14 protein-coding genes are annotated in these 16,274 nt (G+C 71.0%); 9 read left to right on the top strand and 5 right to left on the bottom strand.

Annotated elements, in window-relative coordinates; all coding sequences use genetic code 11:
* Nucleotides 1-60 precede the first annotated feature (60 nt).
* Nucleotides 61-1,344 (top strand): glutaredoxin family protein, encoded by a 1,284-nt coding sequence (locus tag RGQ06_RS01605; RefSeq protein ID WP_432428475.1) that lies wholly within the window; start codon nt 61-63, stop codon nt 1,342-1,344.
* Nucleotides 1,345-1,365: 21 nt separating this feature from the next.
* Here RGQ06_RS01605 and RGQ06_RS01600 read toward each other — a convergent pair whose 3' ends face one another.
* The 5 genes from RGQ06_RS01600 to RGQ06_RS01580 are packed head-to-tail and all read right to left on the bottom strand — an operon-like array spanning nt 1,366 to nt 6,411.
* The gene (locus RGQ06_RS01600) at nt 1,366-2,421 is read right to left on the bottom strand and encodes a proline racemase family protein (RefSeq protein WP_432428474.1); all 1,056 of its coding nucleotides are present in this window, start codon (nt 2,419-2,421) and stop codon (nt 1,366-1,368) included.
* Entirely contained in the window at nt 2,411-3,496 is a 1,086-nt protein-coding gene (locus RGQ06_RS01595; protein ID WP_432428473.1) for an alcohol dehydrogenase family protein, read from the bottom strand. Before RGQ06_RS01595 ends, RGQ06_RS01600 begins: the two co-directional genes overlap by 11 nt.
* A gap of 36 nt (nt 3,497-3,532) precedes the next feature.
* Nucleotides 3,533-4,051: a UGSC family (seleno)protein gene (locus RGQ06_RS01590; protein WP_432428472.1), complete on the bottom strand. Its 519-nt coding sequence runs from the start codon at nt 4,049-4,051 to the stop codon at nt 3,533-3,535.
* A 12-nt stretch (nt 4,052-4,063) separates the two neighbouring features.
* Nucleotides 4,064-5,524 carry a thioredoxin family protein gene (locus tag RGQ06_RS01585; protein ID WP_432428471.1) on the bottom strand — a complete coding sequence of 487 codons (1,461 nt, stop codon included), beginning with the start codon at nt 5,522-5,524 and terminating at the stop codon, nt 4,064-4,066.
* Entirely contained in the window at nt 5,521-6,411 is an 891-nt protein-coding gene (locus RGQ06_RS01580) for an alpha/beta fold hydrolase (RefSeq protein ID WP_432428470.1), read from the bottom strand. The genes RGQ06_RS01585 and RGQ06_RS01580 overlap by 4 nt, the downstream gene beginning before the upstream one ends.
* Before the next feature lie 102 nt (nt 6,412-6,513).
* On the opposite strand from RGQ06_RS01580, the gene RGQ06_RS01575 reads away from it, so the two are divergent.
* From RGQ06_RS01575 to RGQ06_RS01540, 8 genes are all read left to right on the top strand, one after another.
* Nucleotides 6,514-7,353 carry an MBL fold metallo-hydrolase gene (locus tag RGQ06_RS01575; protein WP_432428469.1) on the top strand — a complete coding sequence of 280 codons (840 nt, stop codon included), beginning with the start codon at nt 6,514-6,516 and terminating at the stop codon, nt 7,351-7,353.
* Nucleotides 7,354-7,364: 11 nt separating this feature from the next.
* Complete coding sequence (locus tag RGQ06_RS01570) at nt 7,365-7,841, top strand: flavin reductase family protein (RefSeq protein ID WP_432428468.1); 477 nt, start codon at nt 7,365-7,367, stop codon at nt 7,839-7,841.
* Nucleotides 7,842-7,963: 122 nt separating this feature from the next.
* A complete protein-coding gene (locus RGQ06_RS01565) occupies nt 7,964-9,667 on the top strand; it encodes an ABC transporter ATP-binding protein (protein ID WP_432428467.1) in 1,704 nt (567 codons plus the stop codon).
* A complete protein-coding gene (locus tag RGQ06_RS01560; RefSeq protein ID WP_432428466.1) occupies nt 9,667-11,457 on the top strand; it encodes an ABC transporter ATP-binding protein in 1,791 nt (596 codons plus the stop codon). Before RGQ06_RS01565 ends, RGQ06_RS01560 begins: the two co-directional genes overlap by 1 nt.
* 193 nt (nt 11,458-11,650) lie before the next feature.
* Nucleotides 11,651-12,676 (top strand): hypothetical protein, encoded by a 1,026-nt coding sequence (locus tag RGQ06_RS01555; protein WP_432428465.1) that lies wholly within the window; start codon nt 11,651-11,653, stop codon nt 12,674-12,676.
* A 98-nt stretch (nt 12,677-12,774) separates the two neighbouring features.
* Nucleotides 12,775-13,704 (top strand): alpha/beta hydrolase, encoded by a 930-nt coding sequence (locus tag RGQ06_RS01550; RefSeq protein ID WP_432428464.1) that lies wholly within the window; start codon nt 12,775-12,777, stop codon nt 13,702-13,704.
* 95 nt (nt 13,705-13,799) lie between these two features.
* A complete protein-coding gene (gene sufB, locus RGQ06_RS01545) occupies nt 13,800-15,197 on the top strand; it encodes a Fe-S cluster assembly protein SufB (protein WP_432428463.1) in 1,398 nt (465 codons plus the stop codon).
* A gap of 106 nt (nt 15,198-15,303) precedes the next feature.
* A complete protein-coding gene (locus RGQ06_RS01540; protein WP_432428462.1) occupies nt 15,304-16,227 on the top strand; it encodes a DUF6174 domain-containing protein in 924 nt (307 codons plus the stop codon).
* The last annotated feature ends 47 nt before the right edge of the window (nt 16,228-16,274 follow it).

Genomic DNA, 16,274 nt, shown 5'->3' with positions numbered 1-16,274 from the left:
CCCTGAGGAGAGGACCCTCCGCCTCTGCCCGTGGCCGGCGTCGGGTGGTCCGCTGCGCAGGTGAGGCGCTCGGTCGTCGTCCTCTTCGTCGCCCTGCTGGCCAGCGCCGGCCTGCTGGTCGGCGCCCGTGCGGCGATCGCGGCACCGGCCGCGGCGGACGAGGCGGTCGAGATCGACCTGTACGGGTTGGAGACGTGCCCCCACTGCCACGCGGCTCGGGAGTTCCTGGAGGACCTGGCCACCGAGGTGCCCGGGGTGGTCGTCCGGTACCACGAGCTCACCGGCGATCGCACCGCGCAGCTGGCCTACACCGAGGCGGTCGAGTCGCGCGGGGAGTCGCCAGGCGCGGTGCCGGCCATCGTGCTGGGGGAGCGCCTGTGGATCGGGTTCAGCGCATCGACCGCGGACGCGATCCGCGATGAGGTCGAGCGTCGGCTCGCGGCCGAGGACGTCTCGGCACCCGCGGAGGCGCCGACGGAGGAGCGGGACACGGTCGACGTGCCCTTCGTCGGCGCGGTCGACGTGGGGTCGTCGTCGCTGCTGACCAGCACCGTGGTGATCGCGTTCGTGGACGGCGTGAACCCGTGCTCGCTGTGGGTGCTCTCGGTGCTGCTCGCCCTGGTGCTGCACAGCGGCTCGCGGGGACGCGTCGCCCTCGTCGGCACGACCTTCCTCACCGTGACGACGGCGCTCTACGGCCTGTACATCGTCGGCGCCTACTCCCTGCTCAGCTACGTGTCGTACCTGACGTGGGTCCAGCGGCTGGTCGCCGCGGTGATCCTGGTGTTCGGTGCGGTGAACCTGCGGGACGCGATGCGAGCGGCGCCGGCGACGCTGGCGATCCCGGGTTCGGCCAAGCCGGGCATCTACCGGCGAGGTCGGGCGCTGGTCTCGCCGGAGCGGTCGGTGCTCGGGGTGATGGCCGGCACGGTGGTCCTGGCGGCCGGCGTCTCCCTGGCCGAGACCCCGTGCAGCGCCGCCCTGCCACTGCTGTGGACCAACCTCCTCGCCGCGGCCGACCCCGGCGCTGCGGTCGCGGCCAGCCTGTTCGCCCTGTACATGGCGATCTTCCTGATCGATGAGCTGCTGCTGTTCGGGGCCGTCGTGGTCACCATGCGCGCTGCGCGCCTCCAGCAGCACCACGATCGGCTGCTCCGGCTCGTCACCGGGGCCGTCATGGTCGGGCTGGCCGTGGCGATGCTGGCCGCGCCAGAGCTCCTCGAGAGCGTCACCGGGACGCTCGTGGTCTTCGGTGGTGCCGCACTCGTCGTGGCCGTCCTGCTCGTCGGCCGGCGCTTCAGCGCGCTGCTCTGGCCTACGTCGATGCCGTCAGACGGTCGCTGATGGAAGCCCGAGCCGGCAGGGTCAGGTGGGGTCGGGATCGAGGACGGCCAGCAGCTCCCAGATGCCCTCGGCTTCGGAGAGGTCGTCGTCGAGGTTGATCACCAGGTCGGTGATGCCGAGGGTGAAGGCCTGGCCCGTGACGCTCGCGGCGGTCGCCGGGTGCCCGCTGACCGTGATCCGATCGTCGACCCGCCCGCCCATGCGGCTGCCCGTGGGGGAGATGGTGGTGAGGCGATCGCCCACGTCCATCTCGCCCTCTTCGACGAGCAGCGCCAGCCGAGCCGCCGTGCCGGTGCCCGTCGGGCAGCGGCACACGACGCCGGGATGGACGTAGGTGGCCGTGCGCGCCTCGGGACCGTCGTCGCCGTCGAGGACGGGGCCGGAGAAGTTCACGAACGAGAGGTCGCCGGTGTCGCCGAAGTCGGGGTGCACGAGATCGAGCTCCGGCCCGGCGACCAGGCAGAGCTCGAGGCCGAAGTCCCGCAGGACGTGCCGCTCCGCCTCGGTCAGCGCGAAGCCCTGCGCCCCGGCGTCGACCACCGCGTAGAAGCACCCCGACCAGACCACGTCGTAGGTGACGGTGCCGAACTCGGGCAGATCGGCGGTGCGGCCTCGCTCGACCACCCAGGACGGGTCGCAGGCCAGGGTCACGGCGTGCACGTGGCGGCCGTCGTGCTCCACCTCGGCGCGGATGAGCCCCGCCGGTGCTTCGAGGTGGACCGTCTGGTGACCGGGCGGGCCGAAGGGGATGTGACCGCTCTCGAGCAGAGCGGTCGTCACGCAGATGGAGTTGGAGCCCGAGAAGTGCGGGTACCCCATCGCCTCCATGATCACGTAGCCCGCTTCCGCGTGCTCGAGGGTGGTGTCGACGATGACGTTGGCGCACATGGACGGCTCGCCGTAGGGCGAGCCGAGCAGCAGACGTCGCAGCGCGTCGCCGTCGCGCTGGAGCCACTCCCGCTTGGCGAGCACGGTGTCGCCGGGCACGTGCGTCACGCCACCGACGACGATGCGGCTGACGTCGCCGCCGTAGTGGGTGTCGATCAGGCGGATGCCCCGGCGGTGCTCAGGGGGCATGGGGTGCCCCGACCGCGTCCCACTTGGCGTCGGGGACCACGACCAGGTTCCCGATGAAGCCCTTGGCCATGAACGCCCGCTGGGCGTCGTGGAACTCGCTCAGCCGGTGCGTGCTGGCCAGCAGCGGCCGGATGGTGCCGGACTCGATGTAGCCGACAAGACGGGCGAACGCGGCCCGCGTGCCCTGGGAGGAGCCGTGCAGCTCGAGGTGCTTGAGGTACATGGTCCGCAGGTCGAGCTGCACCACGGGACCGCCGATGGCGCCCGACGTGGTGTAGCGGCCTTCGGGCCGCAGGATCCGCAGCAGGTCGTTGAACATGTCGCCGGCGACCAGGTCGGCCACGACGTCGATGTCGTGCCCGCCGGTGACCTCGGCGACCGCCTCGACCAGGTCGCCCTCGTCCCGCAGCACGACGCCTTCGGCGCCGATGGCTCGGACCTGGTCGGCCTTGCCGGCGCTGGTGACCGCGTAGGGGATGGCGCCCCGGGCCCGGCACAGCTGGATGAGGCCCGAGCCGACGCCGCCCGACGCACCCGTGATGAGGACCCGCTCGCCGGCGCCGAGCCGCACCCGGTCGAGCATGTGCTCGCCGGTGAGGTAGGCGCAGCAGAACGTGGCCAGCTCCGCGTCGGAGATGTCGCTGGCCACCACGTGGGCGTGGTCGGCCGGGACCACCTGGTACTCGGCGTACCCGCCGTCGCGGCCGTGGCCCATGTAGTCGATGTCGGCGAGGCTGTCGTCGTCGCGGTTGTAGATCGAGAAGTCGACCATGACCCGTTCGCCGATGCGGCCGGCGTCGACGCCGTCGCCGACCTCGACGATGTGGCCCACGCTGTCGGTGCCCTGGATGCGGGGGAACTCGAGCGTGGACCGGCCCCGGCGCCAGGTGGAGACCGCGCCCGGGTCCTCCTCGAGGCCGTAGGCACCCTCCCGGACCCACACGTCGGTGTTGTTCATGCCGCACGCGCTGATCTCGAGCAGCACCTCGCCCGGTCCGGGTCGGGGCACGGGGACGTCGTCGCGGTACTCGAGGCGGTCGAGCCCTCCGTGGCCGGTGAGCACGACGGCGTGCATGGTCTCGGGGAGTGCGGTGTCGGTCGTGATGGTGCTTCAGCCTTCCGTGAGAGCCGCCACGATCTCGTCGAGGGCGGTGTCGGCGAGGGCTCGCATCTCGTCGTCGGTGCGGTCCTGGATCGGGTGGGCGACGAAGACGCGGGCAGCGTCGAACCCGAGGGCCTTCGCCTGGGCGGCGGCGGCGTCGACGAACTCGCTCGACGCGATGAACACGCCGGGCACGCCCCGGCGCTCCAGATCAGCGATGTCGTGCACACTGCACGACGTGCAGGACCCTCAGTCGGCGAGGGCCTCGATCACCAGGTCGCACTTGGTGGAGATCTCGTGGCGCAGGTCCACCGGTGCGGGCTTGGTGTAGGTCGGCTTGGCGAACCGCACGACGTCGGCGGCGCCCCGACGGCGCAAGCCCTGCTCGAGGTGGTCGAGGAACACGTCGCCGCGCGGCTTGGTGATGTCGAGCAGGCCGACGACCTTGCCCTCGATGGAGGAGGGCCGGTCGAGCAGGGCGCGCTCGGCGACCTGGCGTTCACCGGTGGGGTCCAGGACCGTGGTCATGGTCGCATCCTCTCACGTGCCGATCGGCACCGTCACCGGGTCCGACCCCTCCTCGCCGTTCACCCATCCACCGAGCACGGCGGAGAACAACCCGGCGCCGCCGCCGGCGTGGCAGACGAGGAGACCACCCTCGCGGAACTTGGGCAGCTGCATGCCGGCGAAGGCCTCGGGGATGCCCTCGGCGATGCCGCCGGCGCCCTGCACCAGCTCGTCGGAGTCCAGCAGCAGCAGCTCGCCGAGCCGCGCCATCAGCTGCTCCCGGCCCCACCCGGCCTCGCGGAAGATCCGACCGTGCTCGGGGCTGATCACGAGCACCGCATCGATCTTCAGCGGCAGCTTCGGGTGGGCGTTGGTGCGCAGCACCGCGGCGAACGAGCGGACGAGGGATTCCGGCTCGCGCGACTTCTGATCGATGATCGAGGTCGGCCCGTGGCCGGCGAAGAGGGTGACGGCGTCGACGCCCGGCTCCAGGCCCCGGTCCACCGACAGCGGCGTGAAGGGCGAACCCTCCTCGTCCTCGGCGAAGCAGAAGCCGAGCTTGCCGGGGGACCCGAGCGTGGCCCGGTCGACGCCGCCGGGCAGGCCGCCGCCGACGTTGCGCACGACCAGCTGCAGGGCCCGCCCGATGGTCGAGTTGGCCCGGTTGCCCTGGCCGAGGGCGTTGACGCCCGAGTTCATCCCGATGCGCTGGCGGATCGGTCCGTTCACGATCAGGATCGGGCCGGAGAAGAACGTGGTGGCCAGCAGGCCGTGCATGTTGAACTCGCGCGTGCACGCGGCCTCCAGCGCCGACAGCACCACGGGGAGGTGCTCGGGCAGGCACCCGGCCATGACGGCGTTCACCGCCACCTTCTCGACCGTGCACTCGACGAGGTCGGGCGGGACGACGGCGACCACCTCATCGGGGGCCCGCGTGGTGCCGGCGAGCATCCGGGCGACCCGGCCCTCGGTCGGCGGCACGAGCGGCAGGCCGTCGCTCCAGCCCCGATCCCACATGGCCTCGAAGTCGTCCTCGAGCTCGGCGAACTCGACCCGCCTGCTGCGCAGGCCGCTGGCCGAGAACCGACCGGCCAGCTCGTCCGCCCGCATGGGGTCCACCGAGAGCGAGCCGCACCCGGGCCGCCAGTCGGGCAGATCCGGCCCGAGGTCGGGGAGGCCGGTGAGGTCCTGCCACTGCTGGCGGTCCCAGCCGACGATGCGCTCGACCTCCTCGCCGTCCTCGATGCGCAGCAGCGTGGGCACGGTCTCGATGTCCCACAGGTACGAGATGGCCAGATCGTCGTCGAAGGTCCGCTCGGGGGCCGAGCTCGCTGTGGACAGGTCCGGGAACGACGGGTCGTCCTGGGTCACGACGGCCACCAGCTCGGCGGCGTCGGCCAGCTGGACCAGCACCGGCTCGACGAGCTGGCAGGTGGGGCAGTCCTGCTTGACGACGGCGACGAAGCCGTCCGGCAGGGGTGGGCGCTCCGTCATCGGGCCACCGCGGCGAGGAAGTCGAGGATCTCGGCGTTCACACGTTCGGGCCGCTCGAGCTGCAGGAAGTGGCCGGCGCCCTCGACGACGGCGGTGCGGCTGCGCTCGTGGGTGAGGAAGCCCGCGCCGGCCTCGGCGAAGCCGGTGCCGATGCAGCCGTCGTCGGCGCCGTGCAGGTACAGCGCGGGGATCTCGACGGGGGCGGCGCCGGCCGCCTGGATCTCGTCGTAGCGGGCGTCGAGCCCGACGCCGCCGAGGGTCGCCCGGTAGTAGCCGAGGGCGGCGGTGAGGTGGTCGGGGTCGCGCAGGGCGTCCTTGACGTGCTGCACCGCGGTCGCCGCGACGCCCTCGTCGAGCCCGGGGGACCAGTCCGCCCAGAGCCGGTCGATGAAGGCGAGGTCGTCCTGCTGCACGATCGCCTCGGCGAGCGGGTGCTGGAACACGAACATGTAGAACGACCGCTTCAGCTGGTCGTAGTCGAAGATCATCCCGGCCATCGCCACCGGGTGCGGCACCGCAGCTGCGACCATCGCCTTCCAGCGGTCCGGCTCGTGGTTCACCGCCGGGTACACCGCCGTGGCCCCCCAGTCGTGGCCGATGAGCACGGCATCGCCGTCGCCCCCGAGCGCCTCGTGCAGGGCGTTGGCGTCGGCGGCGAGGGCCCCCTGCTGGTAGCAGCCGTCGGCCGGGATGCCGGTCGGCGCGTAGCCGCGCATCCACGGGGCGACCGCCCGGTAGCCGGCCTCGGCGAGCACCGGGAGCTGGTGGCGCCAGCCGTGTGGGGTGTCGGGGAAGCCGTGCAGGCACAAGGCCAGGGGGCCGGACCCGAGCTCGAGGAAGGCGAAGTCGAGATCGTTGGCGCGGACGCTGCCCTGGTTCGGTTCCATGGAGGCTCCTGGGTGGGGATGTGTGACCGGTGCAACACCGCTGTGGCGGGGTCGCGAGCGATGAGTACCCTGCCACCTCCAGGACGACAGGGGGCCAGAACCGTGCAGGTCACGTTCTTCGGGGTCCGGGGGTCGACCCCGTGCCCGCACGACGACAACCACCGCTACGGCGGCAACACGTCGTGCGCGGTCATCGAGGAGCACGGGCACGACCCGATCGTCCTCGATCTCGGCACCGGTCTGCGCAACTGGGGCGACCTCCTGCCCCTCGACGGCAGCTTCCGCGCCCACGCCCTGGTCACCCACGTGCACTGGGATCACATCCAGGGCCTGCCGTTCTTCGCCCCCGTCCTTCAGCCCGGTGCGAGCCTCGAGGTCTACGGCCCGCCGCCGGAGCGCGACGGCATCCGCACCCTCGGCGACTGCTTCGACCAGTTCGTCTGCCCGCCGCTGTTCCCGGTCCGGATCGCCGACCTGCCCGGCGACATCAACTTCCACACCGTGCGCGACACCGAGCTCGTGGTCGGCGACGCCAAGGTCATGGTGCGCGACGTGCCCCACACCAGCGTCACCAACGGGTACCGGGTGGAGCTCGGCGGCGCGTCGGTCGTCTACATCTCCGATCACCAGATGCCCCTCGACGGGAGCCTCGAGGTGACCGACGACGTCCTCGAACTGTGCGCCGGCGCCGATCTGCTGATCCACGACGCGCAGTACACGCCCGAGGAGTTCGCCAAGAAGCGCGACTGGGGCCACTGCACCTTCGAGTTCGCCGTGCACGTCGCAGCCGAGGCCGGCGTCCGGCGCGTGGCGCTGTTCCACCACGACCCGACCCACGACGACGTGTTCATCGACTGCCTCCTCGAGCAGGCCCGGGCGATGGCCGGCCAGCGCGTCGAAGAGGTGCTGGCGGCTTCTGAGGGCCTCACCATCGTCCTCTAGCGTCGCCGGCCATGAGCACGATCGATCAGGCCACCTACCGACAGGTGCTCGGGCACTTCCCGACGGGCGTCACGGTGATCGCAGGCATGGACGGTGACGAGCCGGTCGGTCTCGCCGTCGGGTCGTTCTTCTCCCTGTCGCTGGCCCCCGCGCTCGTCGGCTTCTGCGTCGACCGCTCGTCCGGTTCCTGGGCCCGCATGGTCGACTCGGGCAGCTTCTCGGTGAACATCCTCGGCGCCGACCAGGAGGACGTGTGCCGGGTCTTCGCCACCAGCGGCGACGACAAGTTCGATGGCATCGGCTGGAAGCCGGCCGAGTCCGGCTCCCCGCTCATCGACGGCGTCCTGGCCTGGATCGATTGCGCCGTCGAGGACGTCCACGACGGCGGCGACCACGAGATCGTGGTGGGCCGGGTGCTCGGCCTCGACGTGGCGAACGAGGGCTCGCCGCTGGTCTTCTTCCGAGGTGGCTACGCCAACCTGAAGTAGTTGACCGCCGGGTCAAGATCTCGGATACGGTCGATCGCATCGAGGGGACGAACACGCGCGCTGGCTGGCGGCTCATCGCCGACACGCTTCGTCCACGACGAGCTGGGGTCATCGCCGGTGTCGTGGTCGGGCTCTTCTGGTCGTTCAGCAAGGTGGGCGTCGGCGTGCTGCTGCAGCAGGCCATCGACAACGGCATCGAGCGCGACGACATGGGCTCGCTCCTGCTGTGGTCGATCGCGATCTTCGGCGTCGGCCTGCTGTCGGCGGTGCTCACCGGGTCGCGGCGGTACCTGGCCTTCCGGGAGGCCCGGCTGGTCGAGAAGCGCCTGCGCGACCGGCTGTTCGCACACGTCCAGCGCCTCCACTTCGCCTACCACGACGAGGTGCAGGCCGGTCAGCTGATGAGCCGGGGCAACATCGACCTGCAGCACCTGCAGAACTTCGTGGTGATGATCCCGCTCACCATCGCCAACGGCATGACGGTGCTCGGGGTGACGGTGATCCTGCTGATCATCGACCCGCTGCTCGCCGTGCTGTCACTGGCCGCGCTGCCCTTCATCAACGTCGTCGCCAAGGTCTTCGGCAGCCGGCTGTTCCCGTCCGTGATGGGGATCCAGCGCGAGTCCGCCGAGCTCGCCTCGGTGGTCGAGGAGTCCGTCGCCGGCGTGCGCGTGGTCAAGGGCTTCGGCGCCGAGGACGTCGTCCGGGACCGCCTGCGACGCACCGCCGACGACGTCTACCGAGAGTCGATGAACGCCTCGAAGATCCGCTCCGTCTTCCTGCCGGCCCTCGAGCTGCTCCCCAACATCGGGCTCATCACCGTGCTCGGCGTCGGCGGGCACCGGGTGATCAACGACCAGATCACGCTCGGCTCCTTCGTCCTGTTCAACTTCTACGTCGTCCTGCTGATCTGGCCGCTGCGCATGCTCGGCATGATCATCGCCAACGGCCAGCGCGCTTCGGCGGCCGCGCAGCGCGTCGCCGAGGTGCTCTCCACCGATCCGGTCATCGTCGACCGCCCCGATGCCCGCCCCCTGCACCCCGGCCGGGGCGAGGTGCGCTTCGAGCACGTCGAGTTCAGCTACGGCGACGGCAGCATCCCGGTGCTGCACGACTTCGACCTGGTCGTGGAGGCCGGCACGTCGGTGGCGCTCGTCGGGGCCACCGGCTGCGGCAAGTCCACGGTCGGTCGGCTGATCCCGCGCTTCTACGAGGTGGACAGCGGTCGGGTCCTGCTCGACGGCGTCGACGTCCGCGACGTGCGGGTCGCCGAGCTGCGCCGGGCCGTGGGCATCGTCTTCGAGGAGACCTTCCTCTTCTCCGACTCCATCGCCGCGAACATCGCCTTCGCCGATCCCGAAGCCTCGCTGGACCAGATCCGCACGGCCGCCCGCCTGGCCGGTGCCGACGAGTTCATCGAGGCCCTCGAGCACGGCTACGACTCGGTGATCGGCGAGCGCGGCTACTCCCTGTCCGGCGGGCAGCGCCAGCGCATCGCCATCGCGCGGGCGATCCTCGCCGACCCCCGGGTGCTGATCCTCGACGACGCCACCAGCTCGGTCGACCCCACCAAGGAGCACGAGATCCGCGACGCGCTGGCCGAGGTGATGGAGGGCCGCACGACCATCGTCATCGCCCACCGCTCGGCGACGATCGCCCTCGCCGACAGCGTGGTGCTGCTCGACGAGGGCCGGGTGGTGGCCACCGGCACCCACGACGAGCTGCTGGCCACCAACGCCCGGTACCGCGAGGTGCTGGCCGCCGCCGCCCTCGAGGAGCTCGAGGCTTCGGACCCCGACGCCGGCGCGCCGGAGGTGCGGGCCTGATGGGGTGGATGGGCGGCGGGGTCGACCAGGACGAGCAGCTCGACCGCGACACCGCGGTCCACGTGCTCAAGCGCACCTACCAGTTCCTCCGTCCCTACCGGCGGCGCCTCTTCGCCGCCGCGATGTTCGCCGTGCTCTACACCGCCTCCACGCTGGCGGGGCCGTTCCTGGTGCGGTACGGCATCGACGAGGGCATCAAGCCCGAGGACACCGACGTCGTCAACCGGGCCGTCATCGCCTACGTCGTGGTGGCGGTCATCGCCTACGTCGTCTACCGGCGCCAGGTGCTGGCCATCGCCCGCATCGGCGAGGACTTCCTGCGCGAGCTGCGCATCCGCGTCTTCGACCACCTGCAGCGGCTGTCGATGCCGTTCTACGACCGCGAGAAGGCCGGCGTCGTCGTGTCCCGCATGACCTCCGACATCGACTCGCTGTCGGAGCTGGTGCAGATGGGCCTGCTCATGTTCGTGCAGAACGGCCTGCTGCTCGTCGTGTCGATCGTGGTGCTCGGCGTCGTCAGCCCCCAGATGCTCGCCCTGTGCCTGGTCGCGGTCCCCGGCGTGGTGATCGCCAGCCGCAAGTTCCAGCGGGAGTCCAACGAGGCCTACCTCGACGTTCGCGACGGCATCGGCGCCACGCTCTCCCAGCTCCAGGAGGGCATCTCCGGCGTGCGCGTCGTGCAGGCCTTCGCCCGGGAGGACGTGCAGACCACCCGCTTCGAGGCCCACAACCGCCGGCTCTACGACGCCCACATGCGGTCGGTGAAGATCTCGGCCTGGTACCTGCCGGTCATCGAGATCGCCGGCCTCGGCACCACCGCCCTCGCCGTGGGGATCGGTGGGTTCTGGGTGCACGAGGGCCTGCTCACCATCGGCACGGTCACGTTCTTCATCCTCACGCTGTCGAACCTGTTCGAGCCGATCCAGCAGCTCAGCCAGCTGTTCAACACCGTCCAGTCCGCCGGCGCCGGCCTCCAGAAGCTGTACGCCCTGCTCGACACCGGGGTCGACGTCCCCGAACGGCCCGGCGCGGTGGACGTGCCCTCCCGCGGCGCCATCGTCCTCGCCGGCGTCGGGTTCCACTACGCCTCCGACCCCGACACGAAGGTCCTGGAGGGCGTCGACCTGACCATCGAGCCTGGCGAGCGCGTGGCCCTCGTCGGCCCGACCGGCGCAGGCAAGTCCACGCTCGCCAAGCTGATCGTGCGCTTCTACGACCCGACCGATGGCACGGTGTCCATCGGCGGGGTGGACCTGCGCGACGCCACCCTGTCGTCGCTGCGCCGGACGATGGTCGTGGTGCCCCAGGAGGGGTTCCTCTTCAACGGCACGCTCATGGAGAACGTCCGCCTCGCCCGGCCCGACGCCACCGACGACGACATCGTCGCCGCCATGGAGTCCATCGGCATCCTCGACCGCTTCGCCATCCTGCCCGAGGGCCTCCACACCGAGGTCCGCGAGCGCGGCAGCCGGTTCTCCGCCGGCGAGAAGCAGCTGATCTCGCTCGCCCGCGCCGCCCTCGCCGACCCCGAGATCCTGGTGCTCGACGAAGCCACGTCCTCCCTCGACCCCGGCACCGAGGCCATCGTCGAGGAGGCCATGGAGCGCCTCTCCGAGGGCCGCACCACCATCGTGATCGCGCACCGCCTCACCACCGCGGCCCGGGCCGACCGCGTGGCCGTGGTCGCCGCCGGCTCCCTCGCCGAGGTCGGCACCCACGACGAGCTCATCGCCGCGGAGGGCCACTACGCCGCGCTGTTCGCCGCCTGGGCCGGCGGCCAACCCGTCTGACCCCCGTTCACTGGTCCGGATCGGACCGCCCACGGTCGATTCCAGACCAACGGAGCCTCGTTCGACGTTCACTGGTCGCTTTCGGACCATCCGCTGTCGATTCCGGACCAGTCGAGCGACTCGGCCTTGCTGTCGGACGCTGTCCGTACGATGGAGGGCGCTTCCCCCGAGCACAAGCCACGGAGGTCTCCCGATGCTCCCGGGAAGCGTCGTCCACCTGCTCGAGCGCCAGTACTCGCTCGTCGCCACCCACCAGCTGCGCGCTGACTGCACCCCGGCGGAGCGCCGCCGATGCCGGCGGGACCCGTACCTCGAACCCCTCGGCCCACGGGTGCTGCGCCATCGTGCTGCCCCGCCTCAGCTCGGGCAGCAGCTCCTCGCTCCCGTGCTCGACGCCGGACCCGATGCGGTCCTCTGGGGCTACGCCGCGACCCAGTGGTGGGGCTTCGGTCGGTTCCGCTCCTTCCCGGTCGACGTCGCTCGGCGACCCTGCAACGCCGGCCGGGAGTTCCTGGGACGCCTCCACCAGACCACGACGTTGCATCCCGATCTCGACCGGACCGTCCACCGCGGCATCCCGATCGCCCGGCCCGAGCGCCTGATCCTCTGGCTGGCCCGGGAGTTCACGTCCCGCTACGGCCACGACGTGGGCGCGCTGCGACTGGAGCGGACCATCGACCACGCCTGGCGGGCGAGACTGCTGTCGCCCTCCCGCATCCACCGCTTGGCGGAGGAGCGGGCCGGCAAGGGCAACGCCGGCATCGTGGTCCTGCGTCGGCTGCTCGAGAAGCGCCCGGTGGACTACCGGCCCACGGACAGCAACCTCGAAGCGCGGTGGGAGGAGGTCATCGGGGCGATGGCGACCCAGTTCCGTCGACAGGTCGTGGTCGGCGACGAGGAGCCGATCGGCCGGTTCGATGCGGTCCACGTCTCACGACCGCTCGTCGTCGAGGTCCACAGCGAGGCGTTCCACACGATGCCGTCGGACATCGAGCGAGACGAGGAGCGCATCGACCGGCTCCTCGTGGCTGGCTACAGCGTCGTCGTCTACTGGGAGTTCGACATCTGGCACGACGTACCGACGGTCCGGTCGTCGCTGCGGTGGATCCTCGACCACCCCGACGAGCGGCCCACGGTCCACCGCCCGACGCCGGCTCCGTACGCCTACCGCCCCGATGGTTCCCTGGTCCGGAAACGACCGGACGTGGTCGATCCGTGACCAGTGGACGTGCAGTGCCGCTTCGATGGTCCGGATCGGACCTGATGTGGTCGCATCCGGACCAGCGAAGGGAACCCCGGATGGCAGGGTGTTGGGCGATGGCACTCGATCCAGCGATCTCGGCGAGGGTCGCCCACCTGTGGGATGCCCACGTGCTGCAGCTGCTGTCGGGCGAGGTGGAGGGGGTCCCGCCGGCGGGGCCGGTGGTCGTCGAGGGCGTGGCCCGCGAGGACGGCTCGATCCCCGGGCCGGGCGGCGACATCCCCGTCCGGTGGTACCGGTCGACCGAGCTGGCCGCCGACGCGCTCGCGCCGACGCTGGTCTGGGCCCACGGGGGCGGCTGGCAGTTCGGGGACCTCGACATGCCCGAGGCGGACTCGGTCGCCCAGCGGGTCGCGGCCGCCCTCCCGGGCGTGGTGGTGTCGGTGGACTACCGACTGGCGCCGGCGCACCAGCACCCCGCCGCGCTCGAGGACGTGCTCGCGGTCCAGCGATGGGTGGTCGACCACGGCGCCGAGCACGGGATCGATCCCCGCCGGGTCGCGCTCGGCGGGGCATCGGCCGGCGGGCACCTGGCCGCGACCGCCGCACTCGCCCTCGCCGGCGAGGCCGAGGCGCCGGCCGCCCTGTGGCTGGCGTACCCGGTCACCGACCCCGATGGCGGTCCCTACGACGGCCGCCACCCCGACTGCCCGCCTGTGCTCTGGCTCGACCACCTGGGGACCACGAAGCTGTTCGAGGGCTACCTGGGCGACGACCCGGCCGGGGCCGATCCACGCATCATCCCCGCCCGAGGCGACCTGTCGGTGCTGCCGCCCACGCTCGTGACCACCGCGGAGTGCGACAGCCTCTGTCCCCAGGCCCGGCACTTCGTCGGCCTCGCCGATGCGGCCGGCGCCGCGGTCGAGCACCACCACGTCCAGGGCGTGCTCCACGGCTACCTCAACATCGTGGGGGAGGAGGCGATCGCCGACGCTGCGCTCGATCGCCACGTCGCCTGGCTGCGGGACGTGCTGATCGGCAGCTGAGCGACGTGGGACACGGCCGTACGAATTACTAGTATGGCCATAGGAGAAATTCCTGCCCGTGGGGCAGGGTCCACCCACGACACCCGGAGGCCCCTGTGGCTGTCACCGATCTCGACCTCGGCAAGTACAAGCTCGGCTGGTCCGACGAAGAGGACTACGTCTTCAAGCCGAAGCGTGGCCTGAACGAGTCCATCATCCGCGAGATGACGTGGATGAAGGGCGAGCCGCAGTGGATGATCGACATGCGGATGAAGGCCTACAAGCACTTCCTGAAGCGGCCCATGCCCAACTGGGGCGGGGACATGTCGGAGATCTACTTCGACGACATCTTCTATTACATCAAGCCCACCGACCATCAGGTCGACGCCTGGGACGAGCTGCCCGACTCGGTGAAGGACACCTACGAGAAGCTGGGCATCCCCGAGGCCGAGCGCAAGTACCTCGCCGGGGTCACCGCCCAGTACGAGTCCGAGGTCGTGTACCACAAGAACCGGGAGGACCTGGAGCGCCAGGGCGTCCTGTTCACCGACATGGACACGGCGCTGCGCGAGTACCCGCAGCTGGTCAAGAAGTACTTCGGCACGGTCATCCCGCCGAACGACAACAAGTTCTCCGCCCTCAACACAGCGGTGTGGTCGGGTGGCTCCTTCATCTACGTCCCGCCGGGCGTCGAGGTCGAGATGCCGCTGCAGGCCTACTTCCGCATCAACGCGGAGAACATGGGCCAGTTCGAGCGGACGCTGATCATCGCCGACGAGGGCTCCAAGGTCCACTACATCGAGGGCTGCTCGGCCCCCACGTACACCACCGACTCGCTGCACTCGGCGGTCGTGGAGATCGTGGTCAAGCCCAGCGCCCGCGTCACGTACACGACCATCCAGAACTGGTCGAACAACGTGTTCAACCTGGTCACCAAGCGGGCCAAGGTCGAGGCCGAGGGCCACATGGAGTGGATCGACGGCAACATCGGCTCGCGCCTGACCATGAAGTACCCGGCCGTCTGGCTCGTGGGCCCCAAGGCCTCGGGCGAGGTGCTCTCCGTCGCCTACGCCGGCGAGGGCCAGCACCAGGACACGGGCTCCAAGATGGTGCACGCCGCGCCGGAGACCACGTCGAAGATCGTGTCGAAGTCGATCTCCAAGGACGGGGGCCGCACCAGCTACCGCGGCCTGGTCCGGGTCGAGGACGACGCGTACGGCTGCAAGAGCCACGTGCAGTGCGACGCGCTCATCCTCGACGAGCACTCGATCAGCGACACCTACCCCTACATGGAGGTCGGTGCCCGCGACGCCAACATCGGCCACGAGGCCACCGTCTCCAAGGTCGCCGACGAGCAGCTCTTCTACCTGCGCAGCCGCGGCCTCACCGAGGAGCAGGCCATGGGCATGATCGTCAACGGCTTCATCGAGCCCGTCACCCGCACGCTCCCCATGGAGTACGCGGTCGAGTGGTCCCGCCTCATCGAGCTCCAGATGGAGGGCTCGGTCGGCTGACCCTGTTCCGTGGTCGCTGCCAGTTCCCCGGGAGCTGGCGGCGGTGGTGGAACGAACATCCGGATCGTCGGGAACCAGGCTGAGGGCTCGCATCGTCGCACCAGACATGCGAGCCCTCGTCGCGTCCATGGCCCTGTCCCTCCTCGTCCTGGCCGGGTGCGGGGACGACGACGCACCGGTCGCGGCCGGTGGCGGCGAGACCTCGACCACCACGACGGTCGACGCGACGACGGACCCGGAGCAGGCCCGCCTCGACGAGGCCCGGCGCCGGTGGGAGGCCGCCGGCATCGAGGACTACCGGCTGACCTGGGCGATCCAGTGCTTCTGCCCCCGCACCGCCTTCGTTGACACCGTCGTCGGCGGTGAGGTCGTCGCCCACGAGCCGGCGCCGGACTCCGACGCCCTCCACGACCCCGGTCCGAAGACGGTCCCCGACATCTTCGACGAGGTCCAGGCCGCGATCGACGAGGATCCGGCCACCCTCGAGGTGGCCTACGACGAGGCGACCGGTGCTGTCACCCGCTGGTGGGCGGACTACCGGCTCGACATGGCCGACGAGGAGCAGGGCCTGCAGGTGGAGATCGAGCCGATGGTCGACGGCGAGGTGCCGGCGTCACCCGACTTCGACCCGGACGCCCTCGCGGTGGACCACCCCTGCGGGCGCGGGTTCCAGGTCGGGGCCCGGGATCAGCAGGTCGCGCTGGTCTTCCGGCCCTCGGGCGACGAGCCTCCCACCGCCGGCGCGCACGTGCTGCCCGGTGGCAGCTGGACCGGCACCGTGCGCCTCGGCCAGGACCTGTTCGCCAACTGGTGCGACGACGTGCTCGAGCCGGGGGAACCGACCCCGGAGGTACTGGAGGAGTGGCCGGTGGTGGAGGGGTCGATCGAGGTCGTCCTGCCCCCCGACGGTGCGTGGGGCCCGGCGACGCTGACCGCCGCCGGCCTCGTCGCCGAGCGGCCGGACGGGGAGCGGGTCGTGATCGGGGACATCACCATCGAGAACTCGAACCACGGCTTGATCCCCGGTTGACCGTCAGCGGCGCCGCCGCCCGTGACACCACGACTGCCAGTTCGGGG

It is taken from the genome of Salinilacustrithrix flava (assembly GCF_041228405.1).
Classification (GTDB): domain Bacteria; phylum Actinomycetota; class Acidimicrobiia; order Acidimicrobiales; family Salinilacustritrichaceae; genus Salinilacustrithrix; species Salinilacustrithrix flava.
The sequence above is the reverse complement of the archived record's forward strand: the minus strand, read 5'-3'. Positions and strand labels throughout refer to the sequence as shown.